Annotated in this window: 25 protein-coding genes; 14 read left to right on the top strand and 11 right to left on the bottom strand. The window is 69.2% G+C overall.

Annotation, left to right across the window (positions count from 1 at the left end):
- Positions 1 to 155 precede the first annotated feature (155 nt).
- On the bottom strand, positions 156 to 1,460 hold the full coding sequence (locus tag H4281_RS24820) for a carotenoid oxygenase family protein (protein ID WP_182893332.1): 1,305 nt from the start codon (positions 1,458 to 1,460) through the stop codon (positions 156 to 158).
- Between the two features lie 4 nt (positions 1,461 to 1,464).
- Positions 1,465 to 2,025, bottom strand: a complete 561-nt coding sequence (locus H4281_RS24815; RefSeq protein ID WP_182893331.1) for a hypothetical protein — start codon at positions 2,023 to 2,025, stop codon at positions 1,465 to 1,467.
- Between the two features lie 89 nt (positions 2,026 to 2,114).
- On the opposite strand from H4281_RS24815, the gene H4281_RS24810 reads away from it, so the two are divergent.
- Both H4281_RS24810 and H4281_RS24805 read left to right on the top strand, forming a co-directional pair.
- Complete coding sequence (locus H4281_RS24810; protein ID WP_182893330.1) at positions 2,115 to 2,639, top strand: PadR family transcriptional regulator; 525 nt, start codon at positions 2,115 to 2,117, stop codon at positions 2,637 to 2,639.
- Positions 2,594 to 3,199 carry an NUDIX domain-containing protein gene (locus tag H4281_RS24805; protein WP_246412273.1) on the top strand — a complete coding sequence of 202 codons (606 nt, stop codon included), beginning with the start codon at positions 2,594 to 2,596 and terminating at the stop codon, positions 3,197 to 3,199. Before H4281_RS24810 ends, H4281_RS24805 begins: the two co-directional genes overlap by 46 nt.
- A 23-nt stretch (positions 3,200 to 3,222) precedes the next feature.
- On the opposite strand, the gene mgrA is transcribed toward H4281_RS24805, so the two are convergent.
- Positions 3,223 to 4,251, bottom strand: coding sequence for an L-glyceraldehyde 3-phosphate reductase (gene mgrA, locus H4281_RS24800; protein ID WP_182893329.1), 1,029 nt, complete (start codon positions 4,249 to 4,251; stop codon positions 3,223 to 3,225).
- Between the two features lie 172 nt (positions 4,252 to 4,423).
- Here mgrA and H4281_RS24795 point away from each other — a divergent pair, with 172 nt between their 5' ends.
- The 6 genes from H4281_RS24795 to H4281_RS24770 all read left to right on the top strand — a co-directional run bounded on the left by H4281_RS24795 (position 4,424) and on the right by H4281_RS24770 (position 9,193).
- Positions 4,424 to 4,783 carry a hypothetical protein gene (locus tag H4281_RS24795; protein ID WP_182893328.1) on the top strand — a complete coding sequence of 120 codons (360 nt, stop codon included), beginning with the start codon at positions 4,424 to 4,426 and terminating at the stop codon, positions 4,781 to 4,783.
- Complete coding sequence (locus H4281_RS24790; protein ID WP_182893327.1) at positions 4,780 to 5,523, top strand: hypothetical protein; 744 nt, start codon at positions 4,780 to 4,782, stop codon at positions 5,521 to 5,523. Before H4281_RS24795 ends, H4281_RS24790 begins: the two co-directional genes overlap by 4 nt.
- Positions 5,524 to 5,542: 19 nt before the next feature.
- Positions 5,543 to 6,307 carry a hypothetical protein gene (locus H4281_RS24785; RefSeq protein ID WP_182893326.1) on the top strand — a complete coding sequence of 255 codons (765 nt, stop codon included), beginning with the start codon at positions 5,543 to 5,545 and terminating at the stop codon, positions 6,305 to 6,307.
- On the top strand, positions 6,294 to 6,785 hold the full coding sequence (locus H4281_RS24780) for a hypothetical protein (RefSeq protein WP_182893325.1): 492 nt from the start codon (positions 6,294 to 6,296) through the stop codon (positions 6,783 to 6,785). Before H4281_RS24785 ends, H4281_RS24780 begins: the two co-directional genes overlap by 14 nt.
- 156 nt (positions 6,786 to 6,941) lie before the next feature.
- Positions 6,942 to 7,823, top strand: a complete 882-nt coding sequence (locus H4281_RS24775; protein ID WP_009080300.1) for an AAA family ATPase — start codon at positions 6,942 to 6,944, stop codon at positions 7,821 to 7,823.
- Positions 7,820 to 9,193: a vWA domain-containing protein gene (locus H4281_RS24770; protein WP_182893324.1), complete on the top strand. Its 1,374-nt coding sequence runs from the start codon at positions 7,820 to 7,822 to the stop codon at positions 9,191 to 9,193. The genes H4281_RS24775 and H4281_RS24770 overlap by 4 nt, the downstream gene beginning before the upstream one ends.
- On the opposite strand, the gene add is transcribed toward H4281_RS24770, so the two are convergent.
- Positions 9,171 to 10,154 (bottom strand): adenosine deaminase, encoded by a 984-nt coding sequence (gene add / locus H4281_RS24765; protein ID WP_182893323.1) that lies wholly within the window; start codon positions 10,152 to 10,154, stop codon positions 9,171 to 9,173. The two genes, H4281_RS24770 and add, sit on opposite strands and share 23 nt — an antisense overlap.
- Positions 10,155 to 10,270: 116 nt before the next feature.
- On the opposite strand from add, the gene H4281_RS24760 reads away from it, so the two are divergent.
- Positions 10,271 to 10,474 carry an antitoxin gene (locus H4281_RS24760; RefSeq protein ID WP_182893322.1) on the top strand — a complete coding sequence of 68 codons (204 nt, stop codon included), beginning with the start codon at positions 10,271 to 10,273 and terminating at the stop codon, positions 10,472 to 10,474.
- An 821-nt stretch (positions 10,475 to 11,295) separates the two neighbouring features.
- Here H4281_RS24760 and recQ read toward each other — a convergent pair.
- Positions 11,296 to 13,143, bottom strand: coding sequence for a DNA helicase RecQ (gene recQ, locus H4281_RS24755; protein WP_182893321.1), 1,848 nt, complete (start codon positions 13,141 to 13,143; stop codon positions 11,296 to 11,298).
- Positions 13,144 to 13,385: 242 nt separating this feature from the next.
- Between recQ and H4281_RS24750 the strand changes: the two genes are divergently transcribed.
- Entirely contained in the window at positions 13,386 to 13,820 is a 435-nt protein-coding gene (locus H4281_RS24750; RefSeq protein WP_237600521.1) for a DUF6314 family protein, read from the top strand.
- A 77-nt stretch (positions 13,821 to 13,897) separates the two neighbouring features.
- On the opposite strand, the gene H4281_RS24745 is transcribed toward H4281_RS24750, so the two are convergent.
- Complete coding sequence (locus tag H4281_RS24745) at positions 13,898 to 14,149, bottom strand: hypothetical protein (RefSeq protein WP_182893319.1); 252 nt, start codon at positions 14,147 to 14,149, stop codon at positions 13,898 to 13,900.
- 147 nt (positions 14,150 to 14,296) lie between these two features.
- On the opposite strand from H4281_RS24745, the gene H4281_RS24740 reads away from it, so the two are divergent.
- On the top strand, positions 14,297 to 14,803 hold the full coding sequence (locus tag H4281_RS24740; RefSeq protein ID WP_182893318.1) for a mycothiol transferase: 507 nt from the start codon (positions 14,297 to 14,299) through the stop codon (positions 14,801 to 14,803).
- Positions 14,804 to 15,429: 626 nt separating this feature from the next.
- Here H4281_RS24740 and soxR read toward each other — a convergent pair.
- The gene (gene soxR / locus H4281_RS24735) at positions 15,430 to 15,897 is read right to left on the bottom strand and encodes a redox-sensitive transcriptional activator SoxR (protein WP_182893317.1); all 468 of its coding nucleotides are present in this window, start codon (positions 15,895 to 15,897) and stop codon (positions 15,430 to 15,432) included.
- Between the two features lie 94 nt (positions 15,898 to 15,991).
- Between soxR and H4281_RS24730 the strand changes: the two genes are divergently transcribed.
- Positions 15,992 to 16,552 carry an NADPH-dependent FMN reductase gene (locus tag H4281_RS24730; protein ID WP_182893316.1) on the top strand — a complete coding sequence of 187 codons (561 nt, stop codon included), beginning with the start codon at positions 15,992 to 15,994 and terminating at the stop codon, positions 16,550 to 16,552.
- A gap of 268 nt (positions 16,553 to 16,820) precedes the next feature.
- On the opposite strand, the gene H4281_RS24725 is transcribed toward H4281_RS24730, so the two are convergent.
- The gene (locus H4281_RS24725; RefSeq protein WP_182893315.1) at positions 16,821 to 18,053 is read right to left on the bottom strand and encodes an FAD-dependent oxidoreductase; all 1,233 of its coding nucleotides are present in this window, start codon (positions 18,051 to 18,053) and stop codon (positions 16,821 to 16,823) included.
- A 56-nt stretch (positions 18,054 to 18,109) separates the two neighbouring features.
- Between H4281_RS24725 and H4281_RS24720 the strand changes: the two genes are divergently transcribed.
- Positions 18,110 to 18,703, top strand: coding sequence for a TetR/AcrR family transcriptional regulator (locus H4281_RS24720; protein ID WP_182893314.1), 594 nt, complete (start codon positions 18,110 to 18,112; stop codon positions 18,701 to 18,703).
- On the opposite strand, the gene H4281_RS24715 is transcribed toward H4281_RS24720, so the two are convergent.
- The 3 genes from H4281_RS24715 to H4281_RS24705 are packed head-to-tail and all read right to left on the bottom strand — an operon-like array spanning position 18,700 to position 21,265.
- Positions 18,700 to 19,182, bottom strand: a complete 483-nt coding sequence (locus tag H4281_RS24715) for a hypothetical protein (RefSeq protein ID WP_182893313.1) — start codon at positions 19,180 to 19,182, stop codon at positions 18,700 to 18,702. The two genes, H4281_RS24720 and H4281_RS24715, sit on opposite strands and share 4 nt — an antisense overlap.
- Positions 19,179 to 20,525 carry an ATP-binding protein gene (locus tag H4281_RS24710; protein ID WP_220507801.1) on the bottom strand — a complete coding sequence of 449 codons (1,347 nt, stop codon included), beginning with the start codon at positions 20,523 to 20,525 and terminating at the stop codon, positions 19,179 to 19,181. Before H4281_RS24710 ends, H4281_RS24715 begins: the two co-directional genes overlap by 4 nt.
- 59 nt (positions 20,526 to 20,584) lie before the next feature.
- A complete protein-coding gene (locus tag H4281_RS24705) occupies positions 20,585 to 21,265 on the bottom strand; it encodes a response regulator (protein WP_182893311.1) in 681 nt (226 codons plus the stop codon).
- A gap of 112 nt (positions 21,266 to 21,377) precedes the next feature.
- On the opposite strand from H4281_RS24705, the gene H4281_RS24700 reads away from it, so the two are divergent.
- A complete protein-coding gene (locus tag H4281_RS24700; RefSeq protein WP_182893310.1) occupies positions 21,378 to 22,295 on the top strand; it encodes a phosphatase PAP2 family protein in 918 nt (305 codons plus the stop codon).
- Positions 22,296 to 22,299 lie beyond the last annotated feature (4 nt).

Here is a 22,299-nt window from a genome sequence, read left to right as displayed (position 1 = left end):
TCCTGCCACGGTAACCGGATTCGCCCCGCTTTGGCAGGAAAGTTTCTTTTCTTCCGGCTCGGGAGGGCAGGCGGGAGGTCTTGCCCGACGATACGGGCTCGGCGGGCGGAACCCGGGGACGGCACGCAGAGTTTGCTTCCCGCTGGCTGACCGGATCAGGCGTCGGGCAGCCAGTTGCCGTGGAAGCCGGCGGGCACGCGGCCGGGCAGGCGGACCGTCGCGACCGGATCGGCTTCGAGGTCCTGCGCGTCGAGCACCACCAGATCGCTGCGGTCGTTCGGTCCGTCGTAGACGTAGGCGAGCAGCCAGCCCGCGCCGTCCGGACGATCGTCCGCCGGAACGAATACCGCTTCGCCGGGGATGTGCCCTTGCGGGAACAGATGCTCGCGCGAGGCGTTCGTGTGCAGGTCGTAGCGGCGCAGCACGAGCGGACCCTGCGGACCGTGCCGTCCGGTGACGTGCCCGAAGCGGGCGTCGAGCCCGGCGAGCCGGTCGTCGATGCGGGGGAACTCGCCGTCGCGGTCATCGAGGAGATCCTCGGCGACAGTGCCCGCGCGCGGGTCGATCGTCCACCGCCACAGCGCGCCCTTCGGATCAGGGACGCCCGGCTTGGACAGATGCTCGTACCGGACGACGTGCACCACGATCCGGCCGTCGGCGGTGTCGTGCGCGTTGAGGGTGTGGAAGACGTAGCACGGGTCGATCCCGAACCAGCGCACGCCGTCCCCCGGCCGGTCGCGGCTGAGCAGGCCGAGGCGCGCGCCGTACGTATCGCTCCAGCGGTACGGGATGCCGCCGTCGGTTCCGTGGTCGAACACCACCGGAAGGTCGAAGAAGACCACGTGCCGCCGGGTGAGCGCGAAATCGTGCATCATCGTCAGCCCGGGAACGTCGATCGGCTGCCGCAGCACGAGTTCCCCGGCGGCGTCGGCGCGGTAGTAGCTCACGTGCGGGGCGGTGATGCTGCCGTAGCCGAAGAAATGCAGTTCGCCGGTTTCCGGGCAGATCTTGGGATGCGCGGTCATCGCATCGGCGAGCTTGCCGTCGAAATCGTAGACGCCGACGGTGTCGAGATCCGTGGTGATTTCGTACGGCAGCGAGGATTCCACGAGCGCGAGCGTGCGTCCCGCGTGATTGACGACGTGGGTATTGGCGACGCTCCACCGGAGATTCCGCGTTCCGTCCGCGTTGTAAAGCGCCGGATCCGGGATGTCGAAGCTCTCGGTGCGCACCCAGCGATTGCGATACCAGGCGGCACGGCCGTTTTCGAGCCGTACGCCGTGCACCATGCCGTCGCCGGTGAACCAATGCGCGCTGTCCTGGCGCGGATTCGGCCCGTTGCGCAGATACCAGCCGCTGAGTTCCGGCGGGAGCGCACCGGTGACCGGGAGGTCGTAGGCGGTGAGTTCGTCGTGGACCGGGGCGTAATGGTCCTTGAGGTGGAAATCTGTGGTGGCCATGGATTCACGCGGCTTTCTGGGCGCGGGCCCGGACGATGCGCGGATAGCGGACGGTGAACGAGATCGGAATCGCGAAGCCGAGCACCTTGATGACGATCAAGCCGATGGTGTTGTGCGGCGCGTAATGCAGCAGGACGGCCTCGGCGATTCCGGCGACCGTGAAACTGGCCGCCCACACCGCGGTGATGACGACGTTGACCCGGCGGAATACCGCGGTAGCGGCGATTTCCGGCGGAACCATGGTCTTCGCGATCCCGAGCGTGAACGGCCGTTTCGCGGCGAGCGACCCCCAGGCGGTCGCCGCCAGCCAAAGATCGGTGAGCGCGCCGACGTAATCCCGCAGCGGCGAGGCGGGATCGCTGAACGACCAGAGCGAAAGCGCCGCGAAGAAAACGACCGCGGAGACCTCGATGAACAGCGTGTCCCAGCCCTTGCCGCGCCGGCGTTCGAGCAGGAGCAGCCCGCCCGCGAGCACCAGCCCGGTCAGCCCGGACCACCGCCAGTCGGCCTGCGTGGACACGACCGCGAAGGCGATCCACGGAAGGAAACTCTTCAGGTAGTTCATCGGTGCCCCTCGCTCACATTCCTGTAGTGACATGTCAAAGCTAGAACGTCCGGAGTGCACATGTCAATAGTGGAAGGTAGGGTGGGCGCATGACCTTGCGACACGCGGTGCTGGGACTGCTCGCCGCCGCCCCTGGAAGCGGCTACGACCTGCTGAAACGCTTCGAAACGGCGATGTCGAGCGTCTGGACGGCCACGCAGAGCCAGCTGTACGGGGAACTGGGCAAGCTCGAGAACGCGGACCTGATCAAGGTCTCCGCGGAGGGTCCGCGCGGCCGCAAGGAGTACGCGATCACCGACGCCGGCCGGTCGGAATTGCGCAAGTGGCTGCTGGAGGAGCGGCCGCCGGCGGCGCGGCGGAACGAGATGCTGCTGCGGGTGTACTTCCTCGGCGAGGTCACGCCGGAGGAGGCCCGCGGATTCCTGCGCAGGCACGGCGCTTTCGCCGAGGGGCTGGTCGACGAACTGGCGGCGATCGACGCGTCAGTGGACTGGGACGACAGCGATCCGTCGCTGTACGGCCGCCTCGCGCTGGAATGGGGCAAGCGGTACGCGGCGATGGAACGCGATTGGGCGGACTGGGCGGCGGAGACGATCCGCGCGGCCCGCGGCTGATCATGACGGACCACCCAGCCGGCCACTGCGGCGACGAGGCCGTTTTCGCGCGCGATCTTCGGGACGAGGGCGGGCCGGAAGCCGAGTTCAACCCCGGTATCGCGGCCCGGTTTCCGCGGAAGAACGCGGCCGCGGGAGCTCTTGTGCGCGACGAGCACGGCCGGATCCTGTTCGTCTGCCCGACCTACAAGCCGTTCCTGGAGATTCCGGGCGGCTTGGTCGAGGACGACGAATCACCGCTGGCGGCGTGCCGTCGCGAGGTCCGCGAAGAACTCGGCATCGACGCGCCGGTCGGTCGCCTTCTCGTCGTCGATTGGCTGCCCACGCACGGCGTCTGGCGGGACAGCCTGCAGTTCATCTTCGACGGCGGCGTCCTGAGCCGCGAGCAGATCGGCGCCATCCGGCTGGCCGCGGACGAAGTGAGCCGGTTCGAGTTCCTTGGCCTCGAAGCCGCGCGATCGCGATTGCGGCCCTCGAAGGCTCGCCGGGTTGCTCTGGCGCACCAAGCGTTTCTGGACGGGGAGACGGTCTACGGCGAGTTCGGCCGGAGGCTCGGGTAGCCCCTCGCCTCCGGCCGTGCCGGTCATCCGTCAGAAGACCGCTTCCAGATGTTGATGTCTTCTTCGGTGGCGTGCTGGTCGATCTCGGCCAGTTCCTCCGCGGTGAACGAAAGGTTGTCCAGCGCGGCGACGTTGTCCTCCAACTGCTGCACACTGCTGGCGCCGATCACCAGCGACGTCATCCGCGGATCCCGCAGCGCCCACGCCAGCGCGAGCTGCGCCAGGGTCTGCCCCCGCCGCGCCGCGATCTCGCCCAGCGCCCGGATCTTGCCGAGCTTCTCCTCGGTGATCGTGTCCGGGTTCAGCGATTTCCCTTGCGCCGCGCGAGAATCCGCGGGCACCCCGGACAGGTACTTGTCCGTCAGCAATCCCTGCGCCAGCGGGGAAAACGCGATGCACCCGGCCCCGGCCTGCTCCAGCGTCCCGAGCAGATCGTCCGTCTCGGTCCAGCGGTTGAACATCGAGTACGACGGCTGGTGGATCAGCAGCGGCGTGCCCAGTTCCCGCAGCAGCTGCGCGGCTTCCGCGGTCCGCGCGGAGTTGTAGGACGAGATCCCGACGTACAGCGCCTTGCCGGACCGGACCGCGCGGTCGAGCGCGCCGACGGTCTCCTCCAGCGGCGTCTCCGGGTCGAACCGGTGCGAGTAGAAGATGTCGACGTAGTCCAGTCCCATCCGCCCGAGCGACTGGTCGAGGCTGGCCAGCAGGTACTTCCGCGAACCCCATTCGCCGTACGGCCCGGGCCACATGTCGTAGCCCGCCTTCGTGGAGATGACCAGCTCGTCGCGGTAGGGCTTCAGGTCGCTCGCCAGCAGCCGGCCGAAGTTCTCCTCGGCGCTGCCGTACGGCGGGCCGTAGTTGTTGGCCAGGTCGAAATGCGTGATGCCGAGGTCGAAGGCGCGCCGGACGATGTCGCGCTGGACGGTGAGCGGGCGGTCGTTCCCGAAGTTGTGCCACAGCCCGAGCGAGATCGCGGGCAGCTTCAGGCCGCTGCGCCCGCAGCGGCGGTAGGGCATCGAGTCGTAACGGGCGTCAGCGGCAGCGTAAGTCACGCCGCGATGCTAGCCGCGAGGCGCTGCCGGGGCCCGCGCACGGTGGGCGACCTCCAGCTCGGCGGGCAAAAGGCGGTTTTGCGCGCGACATCCCATTTGACTACGTACTATGCGGGCTGTGGCGCCCGTCACGGGCCGGGCAAGCCGCCAGCGAACGAGGGAGGAACTCGCCATGGCCGGCTACAAGGTCATCACCAGTGCCTTGCGCACCGAAGCGAAGAAGTGGGATCCGCACGCGGAAAAGATCGCCGGTGTGCACACGGCGGTTTCCGGCATGACGCTCGACACCTCGGCCTTCTGGATCGGCGACGGCGTGAACTACTTGCTGACGGCCGAGGTCGCGGCGATCGACAAATCCGCCTACGACCAGCTCCAGCAGTTCATGGAGCAGAAACTCTCCACGGCGGGCGCGACCATGAGCCACATCGGCGACGTGCTGGTCAAGGCGGCCACGACCTACGCCCAGAACGAAAAGATCGTCGAACTCGAGCTCGGCGACTGGTCGAAGAAGATTCCGGAGGGCGAGTCGTGAGCGAGGACGCGGACAGCACCACCGCCGAATTCAACAAACTGATCGACCAGCTGGTCCAGTGGGTCGACGACATGATCGACGGGTTCCGGCGGTTCGTCGAGAAATGGGCGGATTCCCAGTGGCGGTACGTCCTCGGCCCGGCCGTCATCGCCTTCGACCGGGGAATGAAGGAGCTCAACGAGAAGATCACGAAGATCGCCCAGGACGTCCAGACGATCCTGGACCATTCGACCCCGATCGTCTCGGTCATCGTCCAGGGGTTCTCCTGGCTGGAGAACGCCCAGAAGCCCGCGTCCGAGCTCCAGGGCATCGTCAAAGAACACCCGGACCCGAACTTCGAGTACTGGGAAGGCGCGGCCCGGAACACCTACGACCACGCCGTGGACGCGCAGCACGCCGCGCTGGGCGCGATCAAGACCAAAGCGGACAACATCAGCAGCTGGCTGCTCGACATCGCCAAGGCGAACATCATGTTCGTGAAGGAACTCGGCGACGCCTTCGCCGCGATAGCGGGCGAGTTCGTCGCCCTGCTGGTCGCCGCGGGGAGCATCATCGGCGCGCTGAAAGCCATCGATGAAGGCGGCGAGCTCGTCGAGAAGCTCGTCACCACCGCGGGGGAACGGCTCACCAAGGTGGTGGAGATGTACAGCGAGGCGGTCGGGCGCACGCGCGACGCCACCAGCATCCAGTACGACGGCTCGGAATTTCCGTACGGCAAGTGGCCGAGCATCGCGGGCTAGTCTCCGGAAGGGAACGACAATGACCGACCCGGTCGCCTTGGCGAACACGCTCGACGCGGGACTGGCAGCACTTCGGCACATCGGCGCGCGGCTCGATCGGGCCCCGGCGCCGCAGCCGCTCCCGACCGTCGCCGAACCTGTGCTGGTCGGCACCGGAAAGGCACGCGGTTTCCGTGCGTCCGACCGGACCGGCGTCCTCACGATCACCCTGGACGAGGACCTCAAGCTGGTCGACGCGAGCGTCCTGGACCACTGGAAAACCCAGGTGGAGCCGGCTCTCCTCGGGCAGGCGCTGACGGAGGCATACCTGGCCGCGCTGGATTCGGCGGTGCAGGAAAGGTCCGCGCGCTTGGCTCCGGAACGGCCGCCTGCCGCGGCTCCGGCCGGCGCCGCGGGCGGGCCCGCGGCTATCCCGACCCTCGACGAAGTCGTCGCGGCGGCCCGGGCCAGCCGGGAGCGCAACGAGAACGAACGGCTCCGGCAGCAGCGGGAGCGCGGCCCGGCCGCGGAGCCGGAACCGCCGCGCGAGGTGAGCGGGGACTTCGGCTATCTGAGCCTCCGCTTCCAGGCCGGCGCGATGATCTCGGCGAGCCCGAACGTCGACGCGCTGGCCAACGCGCGCACGGATTACCTCCGCGACGACATCGAAGCCGCGTTCGGCAACGCGGGGCTGAAATCGCCGCACGCTGTCTCGGAATCGGGCAATGTCCGCCCGGACAAGTCCGCCGGTCGCGAGCACGACGACGAAGAGGACGCGTGGCAAGGGTTCCATGGCAACGCTTAGACGGCTCGCGCCCGGGCTGGCGCTCGTCGTGCTGGCAGCGGGATGCGGCGGCGATCCGGCGGAGACGTTCGCGAAAACGAACGCCTGCGAGTTGCTGGCGACCGCCGCGCGGGGCACGCCGATCGACCCGCGGCACAGCGAGTACAAGCTGGCGGACTCCGGGGCGTCGGGAGGCGTCGGCGGCTGCCGCACCGAGTGGAACCCGCCGTCCGGCAAGCTGACCGGCGGCGACCTGGCCGCGACGCTGGAGCTGGGCGAGGCGGAGGACTGGAGCGGGCACAGCGAAGCGAGCACCCAGGGCGGGCACGAAGTCCGGAAGGACACCACGAAAGCCGGCGGCGGATGCCGGTACCAGGTCCAGATCCCGGACACGGATTCGGCGGTGCGCATCTGGTACCTCGACCGGTCCGTGAGCAACGAAGGGTCCTGCCCGGTGGCGAAGCGGTTGGTGGACCAGGCCATTCCCGGCCTGCCGTAACGCGGGTCCGCGGGCTCGGCAGACATCGGAGGAATACCGGGTTCGCTGTGCGCTGGCGGTCTTGCGGGCGCGCTTAGGTCCGATGTCTGGTCGCCGGGACGCCTTCGGTGGCGACCGCCCAGTACAGTGCGGGTGAGCGATCGCTTAGGAGGCCACGTGGGCACCGGGTTTTTCTCGTCCGTCGACGACGTGTCGGCGCAGCTGGCCGAGGCCGGGTACCTCGCGTCGACCGCGGTCGCGACCACGGTGTTCCTCGCCGACCGGCTGGGGAAGCCGCTGCTGGTCGAGGGTCCGGCCGGGGTCGGCAAGACCGCGCTGGCGACGGCGGTCGCCGAGGTCACCGGCTCGCGGCTGGTGCGGTTGCAGTGCTACGAGGGCATCGACGAGGCCCGCGCGCTGTACGAGTGGAACCACGCGAAGCAACTGCTGCGGATCACCGCGGGCCGCGACGAGACGTGGGACGAGGCGCGCACCGACATTTTCGGCGAGGAATTCCTGCTGCGCCGCCCGCTGCTCACCGCGATCTCCGGCACCGAGCCGACCGTGCTGCTGATCGACGAGACGGACAAGGCCGACGTCGAGATCGAGGGCCTGCTGCTGGAGGTGCTCGGCGATTTCCAGGTGACCGTGCCCGAACTCGGCACGATCACCGCGACGCAGCAGCCGTTCGTGGTGCTGACGTCGAACGCGACGCGCGAGCTGTCCGAGGCGCTGCGGCGGCGGTGCCTGTTCCTGCACATCGATTTCCCGGACGAGGACCTGGAACGCGAGATCGTCCGGCTGAAGGTGCCCGGCATCGAGGCCGCGCTCGCGGATTCGGTGGTGCGGGTGATCGCCGCGCTTCGGGCGATGGACCTGCGGAAGCTGCCGTCGGTGGCGGAGACCGTCGACTGGGCGCGCACGCTGCTGGAGCTCGGCGCGGGCGCGCTCGACGAACGCGTGGTGCGCGAAAGCCTCGGCGTCGTGCTGAAGCACCAGGACGACATCGCGAAGGCCGGGGCCGGGCTGCGTCTCGACCAGGTGCTGGACGCGTCGTGACCGCCGCGCCGGGCCTGACCGGACGGCTCGCCGAGTTCGTGCGGGCCTTGCGGGCGCAAGGCATCCCGGCCGGACCCGGCGAGACGGCCGACGCGGCGGCCGCGCTGGAAGTGCTCGGCCTCGACGACCGCGAACTGGTCCGCGAAGGACTCGCCGCCGCGCTGGTCCGCCGAGGCGGGCAGCGCACGGTGTTCGACGCCGCGTTCGACCTGTACTTCCCGGCTGGCGTCGGCGCTCCCGAGCTGGCGCGCGAAAACCCGCCGCAGGACCGGGAGGAACTGCGGGAAGCACTCGCCGCCGCCCTGGCCGAAGGCGACGACCAGGCGTTGGACCAGCTCGCCGGACTCGCCGTGGACCTGCTGGGCCAGTACGGCGTCGGAACCGGCCCCGGCGGCGGATATTCCGCGCACCAGACGCTGGACCGCCTGCAACCGCAGACGCTCATCGCACAGGTGCTGGCCGCCATGCGGGCCGCGGGTGCCGCGGACGAGTTCACCGACCGGCTCACCCGCGACGAGATCCGCCGCCGCGTCGAAGGTTTCCGCGGCCGGGTGCGGACCGAAGCGCGCCGCCGAGCCGCCGAACTCCGGGGCCGCGAACGGATCGCCAAACACGCGATCGCCCCCGCCGCCGACCGCGTCGACTTCCTCCTCGCCAGCCGTACGCAATTGGCCGAGCTGCGGCGCACGATCCAGCCGCTGTCCCGAAAACTCGCCACCAGGCTTGCCGCACGCCGCAAACGCACCACCCGCGGCCAGATCGACTTGCGCCGAACGCTGCGTCGTTCACTCTCCACTGGCGGCGTGCCCTTGCGTCCAGCCTACCGGCACCGCCGCCCCGGCCGCCCGGAAATCATCCTCCTGTGCGACCTTTCCGGTTCGGTGGCGGGTTTCGCGAACTTCACGATGCTGCTGGTGCAGGCTTTGCGGGACCAGTTCAGCAAAATCCGCGTTTTCGGCTTCGTCGACAGCACCGACGAGGTCACGCACCTCGTAGACACCGGCGCTGCCGATCCCGAACAGCTGGGCGCCCGAATGCTCAGCGAAGCAGCGGTCGTCCGCTGGGACGGCCACAGCGATTACGGCCGTGCGCTGGGACAATTTACTGCGCACTGGCTCGACGCAGTCGGCCCGCGGACGTCGGTCATCATCCTGGGCGACGCCCGAACGAACGGCGGCGACCCGAACCTCGAAGCCGTCCGCGCGATCCGCTCCCGCGCCCGGCACGTCCACTGGCTGAACCCCGAACGCCGATCCCTATGGGGGACAGGCGATTCCGCCGCACCGGACTACGCGGAGCTGGTGGAAATGCACGAATGCCGGAACGCTCAGCAGCTCGGCGTGCTCGTCACGCGCCTTCTGCCGACCTGAGCCAACTGTCAACTTCCTTGCGCAGCAACACTTTAGTCTCCTCCGGCGCGAACGACGCCTCGACGGCGTTGCCGGCCAGCTGAGCCAAGGTCGCGTCGTCGTACCCGAAAACTTCCCTCGCACGAGTGAATTCGTCGGTGATCGTGGTACCCGTGACGTCCGGGACATCCGTGTTGAGCGTGACCCGGAGTCCCGCCTCGATCAGCCGGGGGAGCGGGTGCTCCGGAAGCGTCGGCACCAACCCGAGCGCGACGTTCGACGATGGACACACCTCGAGCGCGATCCCCTTTTCCGCTACCTGAGCGGCCAGTTCCGCATCCTCGACAATGCGAATCCCGTGCCCAATACGCTCCGCGCCACCGATTTCGATCGCCTCGCGGACGCTGGCCGGCCCAGCGTCCTCGCCGGCGTGGTGGACGAGATGCACGCCCGCCTCCCGCGCCCCGGCGAACACCTCCCGAAACGGCGCGAGCGAGTGCCTTTCCTCTCCGGCCATCCCGATCGCGATGACCTCTTCATGCCGCCTGGCCAGCTCCAGCGTCTTCACCGCCCGCTCGACCGACCGCCGTCGTGAATGGTCGAGGATCAACCGCCATTGCAGCCCATGCTCTTCGCCGCCTTCTTTCAGTCCGTTAAGGACCGCGTCGAGCGGCAGCTCAAGATCCCCGATCCGTTCCCCGTGCGAAGCGGCCGTGAACGTGACCTCGACGTACCGAGTCCCCTGAGCGGCTTCGTCCGCGCAGAACTCGCGCGCGATCCGCTCGAAGTCCGCGGCCTCGCGCAAACACGACCGAGTGAGACTGTTGCGATCGGCAAACGCCCGAAACCCGCTGAACGCGGCCGGTTTGTCCGGCACCCGGACTCCGTGGGCGTCCGCGAGCTCCGCGAGCGTGCCAGGGCGGACGGTGCTCTCGAGGTGGACGTGAAGATGCACCTTGGGAAGGGCCGAAAGATCGCGCACGCGTCGGATGATGCCTGCCCGGGTGTGTCCTGTCATCCAAGTTTCGCCGGGAACTGGAGACGGCTGGACGGCGTTGGGGGAGTGACGGAGATTTCCGCAGGGGAAGGCTGTGTGCGATGGCTCTGATGAAGAAACTCACCATGCTGGCCGGTGCCGCGGGCGCGGTGTCGTACGTGCGGAAGAACCCGCAGAAGGTCAACGAAGCCGTGGGGAAGGCGGCGCGTTTCGTGGACGAGAGGACCCACGGGCGATATCACTCGCAGATCGCGGGAGCCGTCCGGAAGGTTTCGGACACTACCCGCCCTCGGACGGCTGAGTGAGTTTTGCCCTGGCTCCCGGGGTGAGTGAGTCTTGGCGTGGCTTGGGGTTTGGCTGCGTGAGGTTTGACCCGACCCCGGCAGTGGGCTGGGTGAGTTTTGACCCAACCCCTGAGGCTGGCTGAGCGAGGTTGACTTAACCCCGGGGGCGGGCTGAGCGAGGTTGACTTAACCCGAGGGCGGGCTGGGTGAGTTTTGCTTAACCCGTTGGCTGAGCGAGTTTTGATCTCAACCTCGGAGGCTGGCTGAGCGAGTTGTGATCCGGCCGCGGAGGTCGGCTGGGGCGTGAGCGGGTTGAGCGCGCCCGGCTCGCGGGCTGGAGCGTGCTGCGCTGAGCGCGGGTAGGACCGCGGTCCGCGGACTCGGGGTTCGCCTGCGGAGCGCGCTGTGCTCAGCGGGCGGTAGTTCGGCTCGTGCTGGCTGATCGCCGTCCGGTGGCGTCGGGACCGCGCGGTTTCGACGCCACCGAGGGCTCGATCGGTCTTCCTGGCTCATCGTGCCTTGATCGCCGTCGGCACTGCCTGCCCGACTCTCGGCTTCGGGAACCCTGCCCAGCCAATCTGTCGAGCCGTCCTGTCGTGCTGTTCGCGCTGTCGCGCCGTCGTGCTGTTCGCTGACTCTGGCCGGTCGTGCTGTGCAGGCTGGCTTGCGGTTCTGCCGAGTCTCGCCGGTCCTTTCCGTCCTGCCCAGCCCGTCGCTCTGCCGCGAATCCGGCTGTCGGCACTGACCAAAGCAGGACCGCTCCGCGAGGTCTTCAACTGCCGTGCGCAACCAGCCCGGCCATCGTCCGCGCTCGCCGACTCCAGCCTCGGCTCGGCCAGCCCTCATTCCTCCTCGGCCAGCACCGCGAGCACACCCTCCCCGTACTTGGCCAGCTTGCTCTCGCCGACCCCGCTCACCGTGCCCAGCGTGTCGAGCGTCGTCGGCATCGTCGCGGCGATCTGTCGCAGCGTCGCATCGTGGAAGATCACGTACGCCGGGACACCCTGTTCCTTCGCCGTGGCCCCGCGCCAGGCACGCAGGCGCTCGAACACCGGTGCCGCCTCCGCGGGCATGTCGATCGGAGCCGCTGGCGTGCGGCGGGACGTTCGCGGGGCGCGCGCCGGGCGTTCCGGTTCGCGGCGCAGCTGAACTTCGAGAGAGCCGTTCAGCACCGCGGTCGAGCCTTCGGTCAGCACCAGCGACCCGTAATCTCCTTCGACCGCAAGCAGGTTGCGCGCCAGCAGTTGCCGCACCACCGCGCGCCATTCCTGTTCGCGGAGTTCGGTGCCGATGCCGAAGACCTTCAGCGTGTCATGTTGGAACTGGGTGACCTTCGGCGTCGACTTGCCCAGCAGGATGTCGATGATCTGGCCGGCACCGAATTTCTGTCGCCGTTCGTTGCGCAGACGGACCACTGTGGACAGCAGTTTCTGCGCGGGAATGGTGCCGTCCCAGCGTTCCGGCGGGGCAAGGCAGGTGTCGCAGTTCCCGCACGGCTGACCGGATTGCCCGAAGTACGCGAGGATCTGCGTGCGCCGGCATTCGACCGTCTCGCACAGCGCCAGCATCGCGTTCAGGTGCTGGGCTTGCAGGCGACGATGCATCTCGTCGCCCTCGGACTTGTCGATCAGCCTGCGTTGCTGCATCACGTCTTGCAGCCCGTACGCGAGCCAGGCGGTCGACGGCTGCCCGTCGCGGCCCGCGCGGCCGGTTTCCTGGTAGTAGCCTTCCACGGACTTCGGCAGATCCAGGTGGGCCACAAACCGGACGTCCGGTTTGTCGATGCCCATGCCGAACGCGATCGTGGCGACCACGACAAGCCCGTCCTCGCGCAGGAACCTCGCCTGGTTCGCCGCACGGGTCGACTTGTCGAGCCCGGCGTGGTAGGGCAGCGCCGGGATTCCGTTCTGCACCAGGAAATCCGCCGTCTTTTCGACCGACGCTCGGGACAGGCAGTAGACGATCCCGGCATCGCCCGGGTGCTCGGTGCGCAGGAGATCGAGCAACTGCTTCTGCGGCGAGTTCTTCGGCACGATCCGGTACTGGATGTTCGGCCGGTCGAAGCTCGCGACGAAATGCTTCGCACTGTCCAGGCCGAGCCGCTGCGAGATTTCCTTGTGCGTGGCTTCGGTCGCGGTGGCGGTGAGCGCGATCCGGGGCACGTCCGGCCAGCGTTCGTGCAGTGACGACAGCATCAGGTAGTCGGGCCGGAAATCGTGGCCCCACTGGGAGACGCAGTGCGCCTCGTCGATCGCGAACAGTGCGATCTTGCCGCGGTCGAGCAGCCGCACGGTGGATTCGACCGACAGCCGTTCGGGCGCGAGGTAGAGCAGGTCCAGTTCGCCCGCGACAAACGCCTCCTCCACCTCCTGCCGCTGCGCGAAATCCTGGGTGGAGTTGAGGAATCCGGCGCGCACGCCGACGTTGCGCAGCGCGTCGACCTGGTCCTGCATCAGCGCGATGAGCGGCGAGATCACCACGCCGACGCCCGGCCGCACCAGCGACGGGATCTGGTAGCAGAGCGATTTCCCGCCGCCGGTGGGCATGAGCACCAGCGCGTCGCCGCCGGAGATCACGTGCTCGACAATCTCCGCCTGGTCGCCCCGGAACGCGTCGTAGCCGAAGACGCGCTGCAAGGTCTCGAGAGCGGGGGAACGGGTGGCCTGCTCGGCCAGATCGGGGTGCGCCACGCGGCCGATTCTAGGGCGGAAGGCCGTCCGGGCGAGCCTGCCCCGCCGGGTTCGGCGCGAGAGTCCCCGTCGCACCGGCCGTTTTCGGGGTCCGCAATGGCCCCGGTCGCGCAGGGTGAACAGCATGACGACTGGTGACGCCAGGGATGACGGGACCCTTCACGCCGCCCCCGTGACAGACGGTGTCGAGACCGCAGTCCCGGCGCCGTTCGCTTGCGGTCCGGAGGCGCACAATGGGAGCCGTGGCTTTTCCGATCAATGACCTGACCGGGTACTTCTCCGGTGAATGGCAGCTCGTGCGCGAAATCGCCGACGTCGACGGTGCGGCGATGGGCGAGGCGAGCGGCCGCGCGACGTTCACCTCGGAAGACGGCGTGCTCGTCTACCGCGAGTCGGGAGAGCTGCAGCTCGGAGCGCATCGCGGACCGTTTGTCCGGACTCTGCACTATCGGCCGTCCGGCAGCTCGCGCGCCGCGGTCCACTTCGACCATGGCGGGTTCTTCCACGATCTGGACCTGGCGACCGGGGAGTGGACGGCCGATCATCCGTGCGCCGCCGATTGGTATCGAGGGGCGTACCGCGTGCTCGACGATCGCCGGTGGGAGCAGGAATGGGTGGTGACCGGACCGGCCAAGGACCACGTGATCACCAGCCGATTCACGCGTGCGGACACGTGATCTCCCTGGCGCGGCGCAGGATTCCGCGCTGCTGAACTCAGGATCCGGCGGGTATCGAAGCAACCGTCGCGCGTGGCCTACTTGCGCCGGTTGCGCAGGATCACCAGCAGAACCGTGATCGCCGAAATCGCGCAGGCCGCGGTGATCACCATGCCCGCCCAGGCCGGAATCGCGACACCGGCGATGTTGTCGAAGCCGGGCAGGGCGCGGGGCGCGGTGATCGCCACAAGGCCCTCCGTTCGCGTCGTCGGCGTGCAGATCGCTTTCGTGCGGCATTTTACCTGACGTCGGCCGCCCTCGTCAGGTCCGAAGTGGACAGTCGTGGTCACCGCTGGTAGTCAACGGATTTCCCGGGTTGAGGCGCTTCGATCCGGGGCGAAGGGACCCCTCGTGCCGCTCGAGTCACAGTGCTGGGCACGAGCGGATCTTCGAGGCATGATCGAGGCAAGCGCACGACGACGGAAGAGGAGCGCGAGATGAATGTGGCCGATCTGCTCGTGGACGGATTCGGCCGGGTGCGGGAAGTGGTGCACCAGGCAGTCGACGGGCTGACCGCGGAGCAACTGGCGGCGCGACCCGGCCCGGAGGCCAACTCGATCGGCTGGCTGGTCTGGCATTTGGCGAGGGTGCAGGACGACCATGTCGCGGACGTCGCGGGCACCGACCAGTTCTGGACGGCACAGGACTGGCGCGAGAAATTCGGCCTGCCGTTCCCGGCCGGCGACATCGGCTACGGGCACAGCAGCGACGACGTGGCCAAGGTGCGGCCGGAGTCGCCGGATTTGCTCACCGGCTACTACGACGCCGTGCACGAGCACACGGTGTCCTGGGTGACCAGCCTCAACGGGGCGGCGCTGGACCGCGTGGTCGACGAAGGCTGGAACCCGCCGGTCACGCTTGGCGTTCGGCTGGTCAGCGTGCTGTCCGACGACCTCCAGCACGCCGGACAGGCCGCCTACGTGAGGGGGTTGCTGCTGGGATGACCCGAACCGGAGCGGTTGACGCGCCACGTGAGTGACCGGTCCTCATTGCGCGGCGGGCTAAGAGGAGGGGCGGTGATGCGTGTTGGTTAGCACGCGGTGCGGGCGAGTGAGGAGAGTCGGTTGCTGGCCAACGCGCACTGAGGATGCGTGGCGAGGGGGGGATTGGTTGCTGAGTCAGGTGCGGTGTGAGCGGTCGAGGGCGGAATTGGTGGTGGGGAGAGGGCGGTGAGGGTATGCGGTGAAACTTAGGTTGCTGGGCTAGCACGCGGTGAGGGCCGTGCGGTGAAGCTGGGATTGGTCGCTGAGGCGGGTGCAGGGAGAGTGCACACCGAGAGCGGAATCGGTGACGGGGGAGAGGACGGTGAGGGCGTGCGATGAGAGTTGGGTTGCTGGCCAACCCGCAGTGAGTGCGCGCGGCGAAGGCGGGACCGGTAGCTGAAGCGGGCGTCGTGAGAGTGCGCGGCGAGTGCTGAGTTGGTGGCCGAAGCGGGCGCAGCCTTGCTGGCGCAGTCCGTGTAGAGCGGGGCACGATTCCGCGTAGAACTGCGCGGCCGCAGCTTCGCGCGAAGTGAACCCTCGCCGCCGCAGCCGCTCAGCCTCCGAGAGATCTCAGTTGCCGAGCGGTCTCACTCGAACCCGGTGCCCCGGTGGTCCGGGAGTCGTCGCGGGCCGGGGCCGTCTTGGCCCAGGCGGTCTTCCGGATTGGCCAGGCGGCATTTGGCCAGGGACATGCAGCCGCAGCCGATGCAGTCGTTCAGCTGGTCGCGGAGTTGTTCCAGCTGGCGGATGCGCTGGTCGAGGTCGGAGCGCCAGCAGGACGAGATGCGGGACCAGTCGGCGCGGGTCGGGGTGCGGTCGTCCGGGAGGAGGGCCAGCACGTCGCGGATCTGCGCGAGCGGCATGCCCACCCGCTGCGACATGCGGATGAACGTGACCCGCCGCAGGGTGTCGCGGCGGTAGCGGCGCTGGTTGCCCGCGGTGCGCCTGCTGCGGATCAGGTTCTCGTCCTCGTAGAACCGGAGGGCCGACGCGGGTACGCCGCTGCGGTGGGAGAGTTCGCCCACGGTCAGTTCGGGCAGCTCCGTTTTAGCCATGCGCTCAGCATAGCTTGACTTAAAGAGAGCTTGAAGTTCGAGACTCCTTTCCGGAGGCGGGAAACCTGTCCTGCCCCGGGAAAAGGAGAAAAACGTGTCCGAAGCTCCGGTCCGGCTCGCTGTGCTCGTCGGCAGCGCCAGGGAAGGGCGGTTCGCCCCCACGGTCGTGCGCTGGTTCTCCCGTCAGGCCGACCGGCACGGCGGGTTCGCGGTCGACGTCCTGGACGTCGCCGAGATCTCGCTGCCGCTCGCGATGAACGGCGAGGGAGCCGCGCCCGTCGCTGCCCGGCTGGACGCGGCGGACGCGTTCGTCGTGATCACGCCGGAGTACAACCACAGCTACCCGGCCGCGCTCAAGAACGTCCTCGACTGGTTCCGCGGCGAATGGCACGCGAAGCCGGTCGCTTTCGTGTCCTACGGCGGGATTTCCGGCGGACTGCGCGCGGTCGAACACCTCCGTCCGGTCTTCGCCGAACTGCACGCGGTCACCATCCGCGAAACCGTGAGCTTCCACGGGGTGCACGGCCGGTTCGGGGAGGACGGCGAACCGGTCGACCCTGCCGCCGAGACCGCGGCGAAGACGTTGCTCGACCAGCTCGAATGGTGGGCCCGCGCATTGCAGGACGCCCGATCGGTGCGGGCTTACCCGGCGTAGCTGCCACGGGCGGCGCGGATCGGCGTGGGGGAAGCGCCGGAGGTGGGCTAATGGTGCGGCTGCCCTGGGCGACGCGGTTACCGTCCGGACCGGGGAACGGAGGCGACCGGAGCGTGTTCCGGTCCGGCGCCATCCGGCGGGGCAGCGAGTCCGGCCGGCGCCATCCGGCGGGGCAGCGAGTCCAGCCCGGCGCCATCCGGCGGGGCAGCGAGTCCGGTGCGGTGCCGCAAACCCCACGCGGGCAAGCGGCACCGCGCCGGACAAGCGTTCAGCCAGCGTAACTGTCCACACCAGACCGTCGCGCGAAAGCAGGTGCGTGTTCCGGCCGCAACCCAACACCCCCAAGGTAAGCAGTCACCCCGGAAAGCACCGGAAACCGTTGCACCACCCGCATCGGCGTGGGCAAACGATCCAGCGTCCCCGCGAGTGCCGGGCGCAGCAGCATCTCGTGTTCGCCCCGCTGGCTCGACTGCACCGCGACCGTCGGCAGCAATCGGCGGCGGCGTACGGCGGCTAGGCGGGACACCGGAACCTCCCCGCGGCGCAACGGTTCCGCGAGGAGCCGGGCGGTGGCGACAGCGTCTTGCACGGCGAGGTTCACCCCGACGCCACCCACTGGCGACATCGGGTGTGCCGCGTCCCCGATGCACAACGCGCCGGGGGCGTGCCAGCGCGGAAGGAGGCCCATAGTCACTTCGAGCAGTTTCACGTCGTCCCACGAGCGGATGGCGGACACCTGTGAAGGCGTCCAGCCGAAAAGCTCTGCCAACCGTGCGCGGAAGTCTTCGACGGGGCCGGAACGCAGGCGGGCGTCTTGGCCTCGGGGGATGAGGTACGAGGTTTGGTAGTAATCCCCGCGATCCATGGTCACTGAGGCGTATCCGGGGCCGAACCGGGCGAACACCCCCTGTTCGCCCGGTCCGGCTTTCGGCACTCGCACCTGCCAGACGTCCATCGGGACGTCCGATTCCCGCAGGGCGAGGCCGAGTTCGCGGCGCACGGTCGACCAGCGTCCGTCGCAGCCGACGGTCAGCGGGGCGGCAAGCTCGTGCACACCGGTGTCGTCGCGGTAGTCGACGCCGGTCACGCGGCCGGCCTCGCGGCGGAGCGACACCACGGAAGCGCCCATGCGCAGGGAGAATTTCGGTTCTGCCGCACCGGCTTCGGCCAGCAGGCCCAGGAATTCGGCTTGCGGGACCATCGCGATGTGCTTGTGCGGGCCGCGCAGTCTGCTGAAGTCGGCGGCGATCACCGTTTCCTCGCCGATCTCCATTTTCATCCGCTCCAGGACCGAACGGGACAGTGCGGCGAACTGGGCGCCGAGGCCCAGTTCGTCCAGCAGGCGCAGCGTCGACGGGTGCACAGTGTCGCCGCGGAAGTCCCGCAGGAAGTCGCGGTGCTTTTCCAGCACCACCACCTCGACCCCGGCCCGTGCCAGCAGCAGGCCCAGCATCACGCCTGCCGGACCGCCGCCGGCGACCACGCATCCGGTCCGTTCCATCGGGACCTCCAATCTTAGAGACTCTCTAAGTTTAGAGTAACGCTAAGATTCCTGCCATGACCGGGTTGCGGGAAGAGAAGAAGCGGCGGACCCGCCAGGCGCTGATCGAGGCGGCGCTCACGCTGTTCGACGAGCAGGGCTACGACGGCACGACCGTCGCCGAGATCTCCGCGCGGGCGAAGGTGTCCCCGGCGACGTACTTCAACTACTTCGCCACCAAAGAGGACGTCGTCTTCGCTGACCAGCATCTTTACGACGAGGTGGTCGACGAGGTCTTCGCGGCGGCGGAGCCGGGAGCGCCGGTGGCGGAGATGGTGACCAAGACCGTCTACGCGCTGGCGACGGCGGACGCGTGGAGTTTTCCGCTGGACCATCCGCTCACTGAGGTGCGCACTCGGCTGCTGGCCGGGGTCCCTGCGCTGCGCGCGGGATATCTGCTGCGCAACGCAGCGGTGGGCGACAGGTGGGCGGAGAAGCTCTACGAGACGTGTGCGCCGCGACTGGATCGGGTCGAGGCTGCGGCGTTGACCGGTGCGGTGCTGGGCGCGTTGGAGGCGGCGTTGCGGCAGGTGCCTGCGGGGGAGAGCGCGACGGAAGCCGTGCTGGGGATCGTCGAGCGGGTCGTGCGCGGGTTCGTGCCGAAAGGCTAATTGCAGTACAGGGATTCGAGTTTGGTGTCCGACGCGACCACGGTGATCCCCTTGCTGACCGGCTGCCCGGAGGCCGCCAGCGACGCGGACACGGTGCAGACCACCTGCTGCAAGCCGATGGGGTACAGCATTTTCATCGATTCGGAGACGGTCACGGTCACCGGCTGGGCCGAGGTGTCGACCGTGACGTGCCGGCCGGGCGAGAGCGTCGAGTAGAAACCCTCCTGCTCCTCCGTGCGAGTCGGGCCGCCGAACAGTTCCGTCAGGACCGTCGTGGGGGTCGCGTCCCTTGCCCAAGCGCGCTGCACGGGGCTGAGTTGTCCCGCGTAGACGAAGTAGAGCGTGATTTGCGGACGTGGTGCGCCCAGCTGGAATCCGCCGGGGGCGTCGCCGGCGGGAACCACTCCGGTCGGCTGGATGCCGCAACCGGCGAGGGCCAGTACAGAAGCGAAAACAACGAAGAGCCGCCGAAGTTTCATCGCTCCTCCTGCGCGGTGCGGGGCAGCCGGAGCGTGAACCGCGCCCCGTCGCCGGTGTTCGCGGCTTCGATGTCGCCGCCGTGCAGCCGGGCGTTTTCCAGCGCGATCGACAGACCGAGGCCGCTTCCGTCGGAGCGGGCTCGCGAGGTGTCGGCTTTCGCGAAGCGGTCGAACACTTTCGGCAGCACCTCCTCGGGAATTCCCGGGCCGTGGTCGGTGACGGTCAGGAAGACGGTCGTGTCGTCGGTGCTCAGCCGGACCTCGACCGGCGGCGCGCCGTGGTGCAGGGCGTTGCCGACGAGGTTGGCGACGACCAGGTCGAGCCGTCGCGGGTCGGCGGGCACGGTGATGCTCGGCAGGTCGGCGGCCACGGAGTCGGTCCAGCCGCGGGCGGCGAGGCTGTTCGGCACCGCCTCGGCCAGGTCGACCTCTTCGACCCGCAACTCGGCCCGTCCGGCGTCGAAGCGGGAGATCTCGACCAGGTCCTGCACGAGCCGGGTCAGCCGCCGCGTTTCGGCGGACACCAGCCGCGCCGCTACGGCGGTGTCCGAGGGCAGCTGGTCGGCGTCTTCGTCGAGGACGTCGGTGACCACGTTCATCGCCGCCAGCGGCGTGCGCAGCTCGTGCGAGACGTCGGCGACGAACCGGCGCGCGTCGGCCTCCATTTCGCGCAGCGAGCCGACGGTGCGTTCCAGTTCCGCCGCGGTGTGGTTGAACGTCGTGACCAGCTGGGCCAGTTCGTCGGACCCCTTGGCGGGCAGGCGCACGTCGAGCTGCCCGTCGCCGAGTTTGCGGGCCGCGGAGTTCAGCGCGCGCACCGGTCGCAGCACTTGCCGCGCGGCCAGCAGCGCCAGCGCGACCGCGATCGGCAGGGCCAGCGCGGTCATCAGCCACGCGCGCGTCGCCAGCTGCTCGATCGCGGCCTGCTGGGTGGCGAGCGGAACCGTTTTGTAGACCTCGATGCCGGTGTGCTCGCTCTTCCCCGCGCCGTAGCGCAGCAGCGGCATCCCGATGTAGAGCACCGGCCGCCCGCCCTCGACGACCCGCTGGAACTGGATGCTGGTCCCGTCCGCGACCGCGGTGCGCAGCCCGGCGGGCAGTTCCGCCGGATTCAGCCCGACGCGCGAATGCAGCGACCCGAACACTACGGTCGTGACGCCCTTGAGCGAGCTCGCCATGTTGTCGAGCTGGCGCTGGTCGGGCGGCAGGGTCAGCTGCGGCAGGTACGTCCTGACCTCGTCGCGCAGCTGCACCATCGCCGGGTCCTGCACGCCGGCCAGGATCGTGTTGCGCGCGGACACGTAGCTCGCGCCCGCCGCCGCGCCCGCTCCGACCAGCGTCATCGCCGCGAACGCCAGCACCAGCCGCAGGCGCAGCCCGGACACCCACGACCGGAGCCGGTTCACGAGCGGCCGAACCGGTAGCCGAAGCCGCGGACGGTCTGCACGTGGTCCGGCCGCGCCGGGACGTCCTCGATCTTCGCGCGCAGCCGCTGCACGCAGGCGTCGACCAGGCGGGAATCGCCGAGATAGTCGTGGCCCCACACGGACGCGAGCAGCTGGCTGCGGCTGTACACCTGGCCCGGCGTGCGCGAGATCTCCAGCAGCAGCTTGAGTTCGGTCGGCGTGAGCGAAACCTGTTCGCCGTGCTTCCGCACCAGCATCCCGGCCCGGTCGATCACCAGGTCGCCGTGCTGTTCGGGGCCCGCGGCCCCGGGTTCGGCGGCGGTGCGGCGCAGCACCGCGCGGATCCGGGCGTCGAGCACGCGCGGTTCGATCGGCTTCACGACGTAGTCGTCCGCGCCCGCTTCGAGGCCGGCGACGATGTCGAAATCGTCGCTGCGCGCGGTGAGCATGATGATCGGCACCTGGCCGAGCGCGCGGATCCGGCGGCAGGTCTCGAACCCGTCGATGCCGGGCAGCATCAGGTCGAGCACCACCAGGTCGGGCGCGCGTTCGCGCAGCTGCGCCACGCCGTCCTCGCCGGTCGCGGCCGTGTGCACCGTGTGTCCTTGCCTGCGCAGCGCCAGTTCCATGCCCTCGCGGACGGACGCGTCGTCCTCGACCACCAACACCACAGCCACAGGGGCCATTATTCGGAATGCCCGCGGATTCGCGCGAGCCGGGCGGATCTTGTAGCGAAACCATGACACGGCTCTGACGAGATCCCGAAATCCCGCGGCCAGGCTCGAAGGCATGGCAGTGCTGACTCCTGAAACGCCGACGTCCGAAACGCCCCCGCCCGCACCCCGGCACGCGCTCGCCCCGCCGCGGCGTTCGCGGACCGCCGTGCTGGTCGCGGCCGCGATCGGGTTCGCGGGCGCGTTCGTCGTCGCCTACCTGCTGTTCGTGCGGACCGAGGCCGGGCAGCGCGCCGAGGACGGGGTGGTCCGCTTCGCGCAGAACCTTCCGCGGTCCACTGTGGACTGGGCGCGGCCGCTGGCCGGGATCGACGGGGTCGAGGTGTTCGGCGCGGCCGGGATCGTGATCGTGGCGCTCGCGGTGCTGCGCAAGCGATTCGCGCTCGGCGTGACCGCGCTGGTGCTGTACTTGCTGCCGCTGGCGGCCGCGCAGCTGCTCAAGATCTACCTGCTGGACCGGCCGGACGTCGGTTCGGCCGGCGCCCCGCACCACAACAGCTTTCCGAGCGGGCACGTGAGCGCGGCCACCGCCGTGCTGCTGGCACTGGCCGTGGTGCTGCCCGCGCGGTTCCGGACCTGGGTGCTCGCCGTGGGTGCGCCCGGCGTCGCCTGGGTGGCCGCGGCGACCGTCGCGCTCAGCTGGCACCGTCTTTCCGACACCGTGGGCGCCTGCCTGCTGGTGGCCGCGGTGGTGTCGGCGGGCGCGGCGGTCGTCTCGGCGCGGCGTCCGGACGGCAGCCGGATCCCGCCGGTGCTGACGGCGATCGCGCTGCTCGGGCCGGTCGCGGTGGTGCTGGGCGGGTACGCGGTGCTGGCCTCGGCGACGTCGGTTCCGGCCCGGTTCGTGGCGGCGCTGGTGCTGGCCGCGCTGAGTGCGGTGGCGGTGGTGCTGCTGGCCGCCGGACCGCTCCGCCGGGTGAACTTCGACCCGTCCGGGGCGCGGAACCGGCTCAGCGGCGCCGCGGGGTCGTGAGTGC

The organism is Amycolatopsis dendrobii, assembly GCF_014145675.1.
Lineage (GTDB): Bacteria > Actinomycetota > Actinomycetes > Mycobacteriales > Pseudonocardiaceae > Amycolatopsis > Amycolatopsis dendrobii.
This window is presented reverse-complemented; position numbering and strand designations above follow the sequence as displayed.

What these genes read in the sequence shown, in the direction of transcription:
- H4281_RS24715 (WP_182893313.1), bottom strand. Translation starts at nt 19,182, where the DNA reads ATGAAACTTCGGCGGCTCTTCGTTGTTTTCGCTTCTGTACTGGCCCTC.
- H4281_RS24710 (WP_220507801.1), bottom strand. Translation starts at nt 20,525, where the DNA reads ATGACGCTGGTCGGAGCGGGCGCGGCGGCGGGCGCGAGCTACGTGTCC.
- H4281_RS24810 (WP_182893330.1), top strand. Translation starts at nt 2,115, where the DNA reads ATGACCTTGCGACACGCGGTGCTGGGACTGCTCGCCGCCGCCCCTGGA.
- H4281_RS24815 (WP_182893331.1), bottom strand. Translation starts at nt 2,025, where the DNA reads ATGAACTACCTGAAGAGTTTCCTTCCGTGGATCGCCTTCGCGGTCGTG.
- H4281_RS24820 (WP_182893332.1), bottom strand. Translation starts at nt 1,460, where the DNA reads ATGGCCACCACAGATTTCCACCTCAAGGACCATTACGCCCCGGTCCAC.
- H4281_RS24780 (WP_182893325.1), top strand. Translation starts at nt 6,294, where the DNA reads ATGGCAACGCTTAGACGGCTCGCGCCCGGGCTGGCGCTCGTCGTGCTG.
- H4281_RS24760 (WP_182893322.1), top strand. Translation starts at nt 10,271, where the DNA reads ATGGCTCTGATGAAGAAACTCACCATGCTGGCCGGTGCCGCGGGCGCG.
- H4281_RS24795 (WP_182893328.1), top strand. Translation starts at nt 4,424, where the DNA reads ATGGCCGGCTACAAGGTCATCACCAGTGCCTTGCGCACCGAAGCGAAG.
- H4281_RS24720 (WP_182893314.1), top strand. Translation starts at nt 18,110, where the DNA reads ATGACCGGGTTGCGGGAAGAGAAGAAGCGGCGGACCCGCCAGGCGCTG.
- H4281_RS24725 (WP_182893315.1), bottom strand. Translation starts at nt 18,053, where the DNA reads ATGGAACGGACCGGATGCGTGGTCGCCGGCGGCGGTCCGGCAGGCGTG.
- H4281_RS24785 (WP_182893326.1), top strand. Translation starts at nt 5,543, where the DNA reads ATGACCGACCCGGTCGCCTTGGCGAACACGCTCGACGCGGGACTGGCA.
- soxR (WP_182893317.1), bottom strand. Translation starts at nt 15,897, where the DNA reads ATGGCTAAAACGGAGCTGCCCGAACTGACCGTGGGCGAACTCTCCCAC.
- H4281_RS24700 (WP_182893310.1), top strand. Translation starts at nt 21,378, where the DNA reads ATGGCAGTGCTGACTCCTGAAACGCCGACGTCCGAAACGCCCCCGCCC.
- H4281_RS24740 (WP_182893318.1), top strand. Translation starts at nt 14,297, where the DNA reads ATGAATGTGGCCGATCTGCTCGTGGACGGATTCGGCCGGGTGCGGGAA.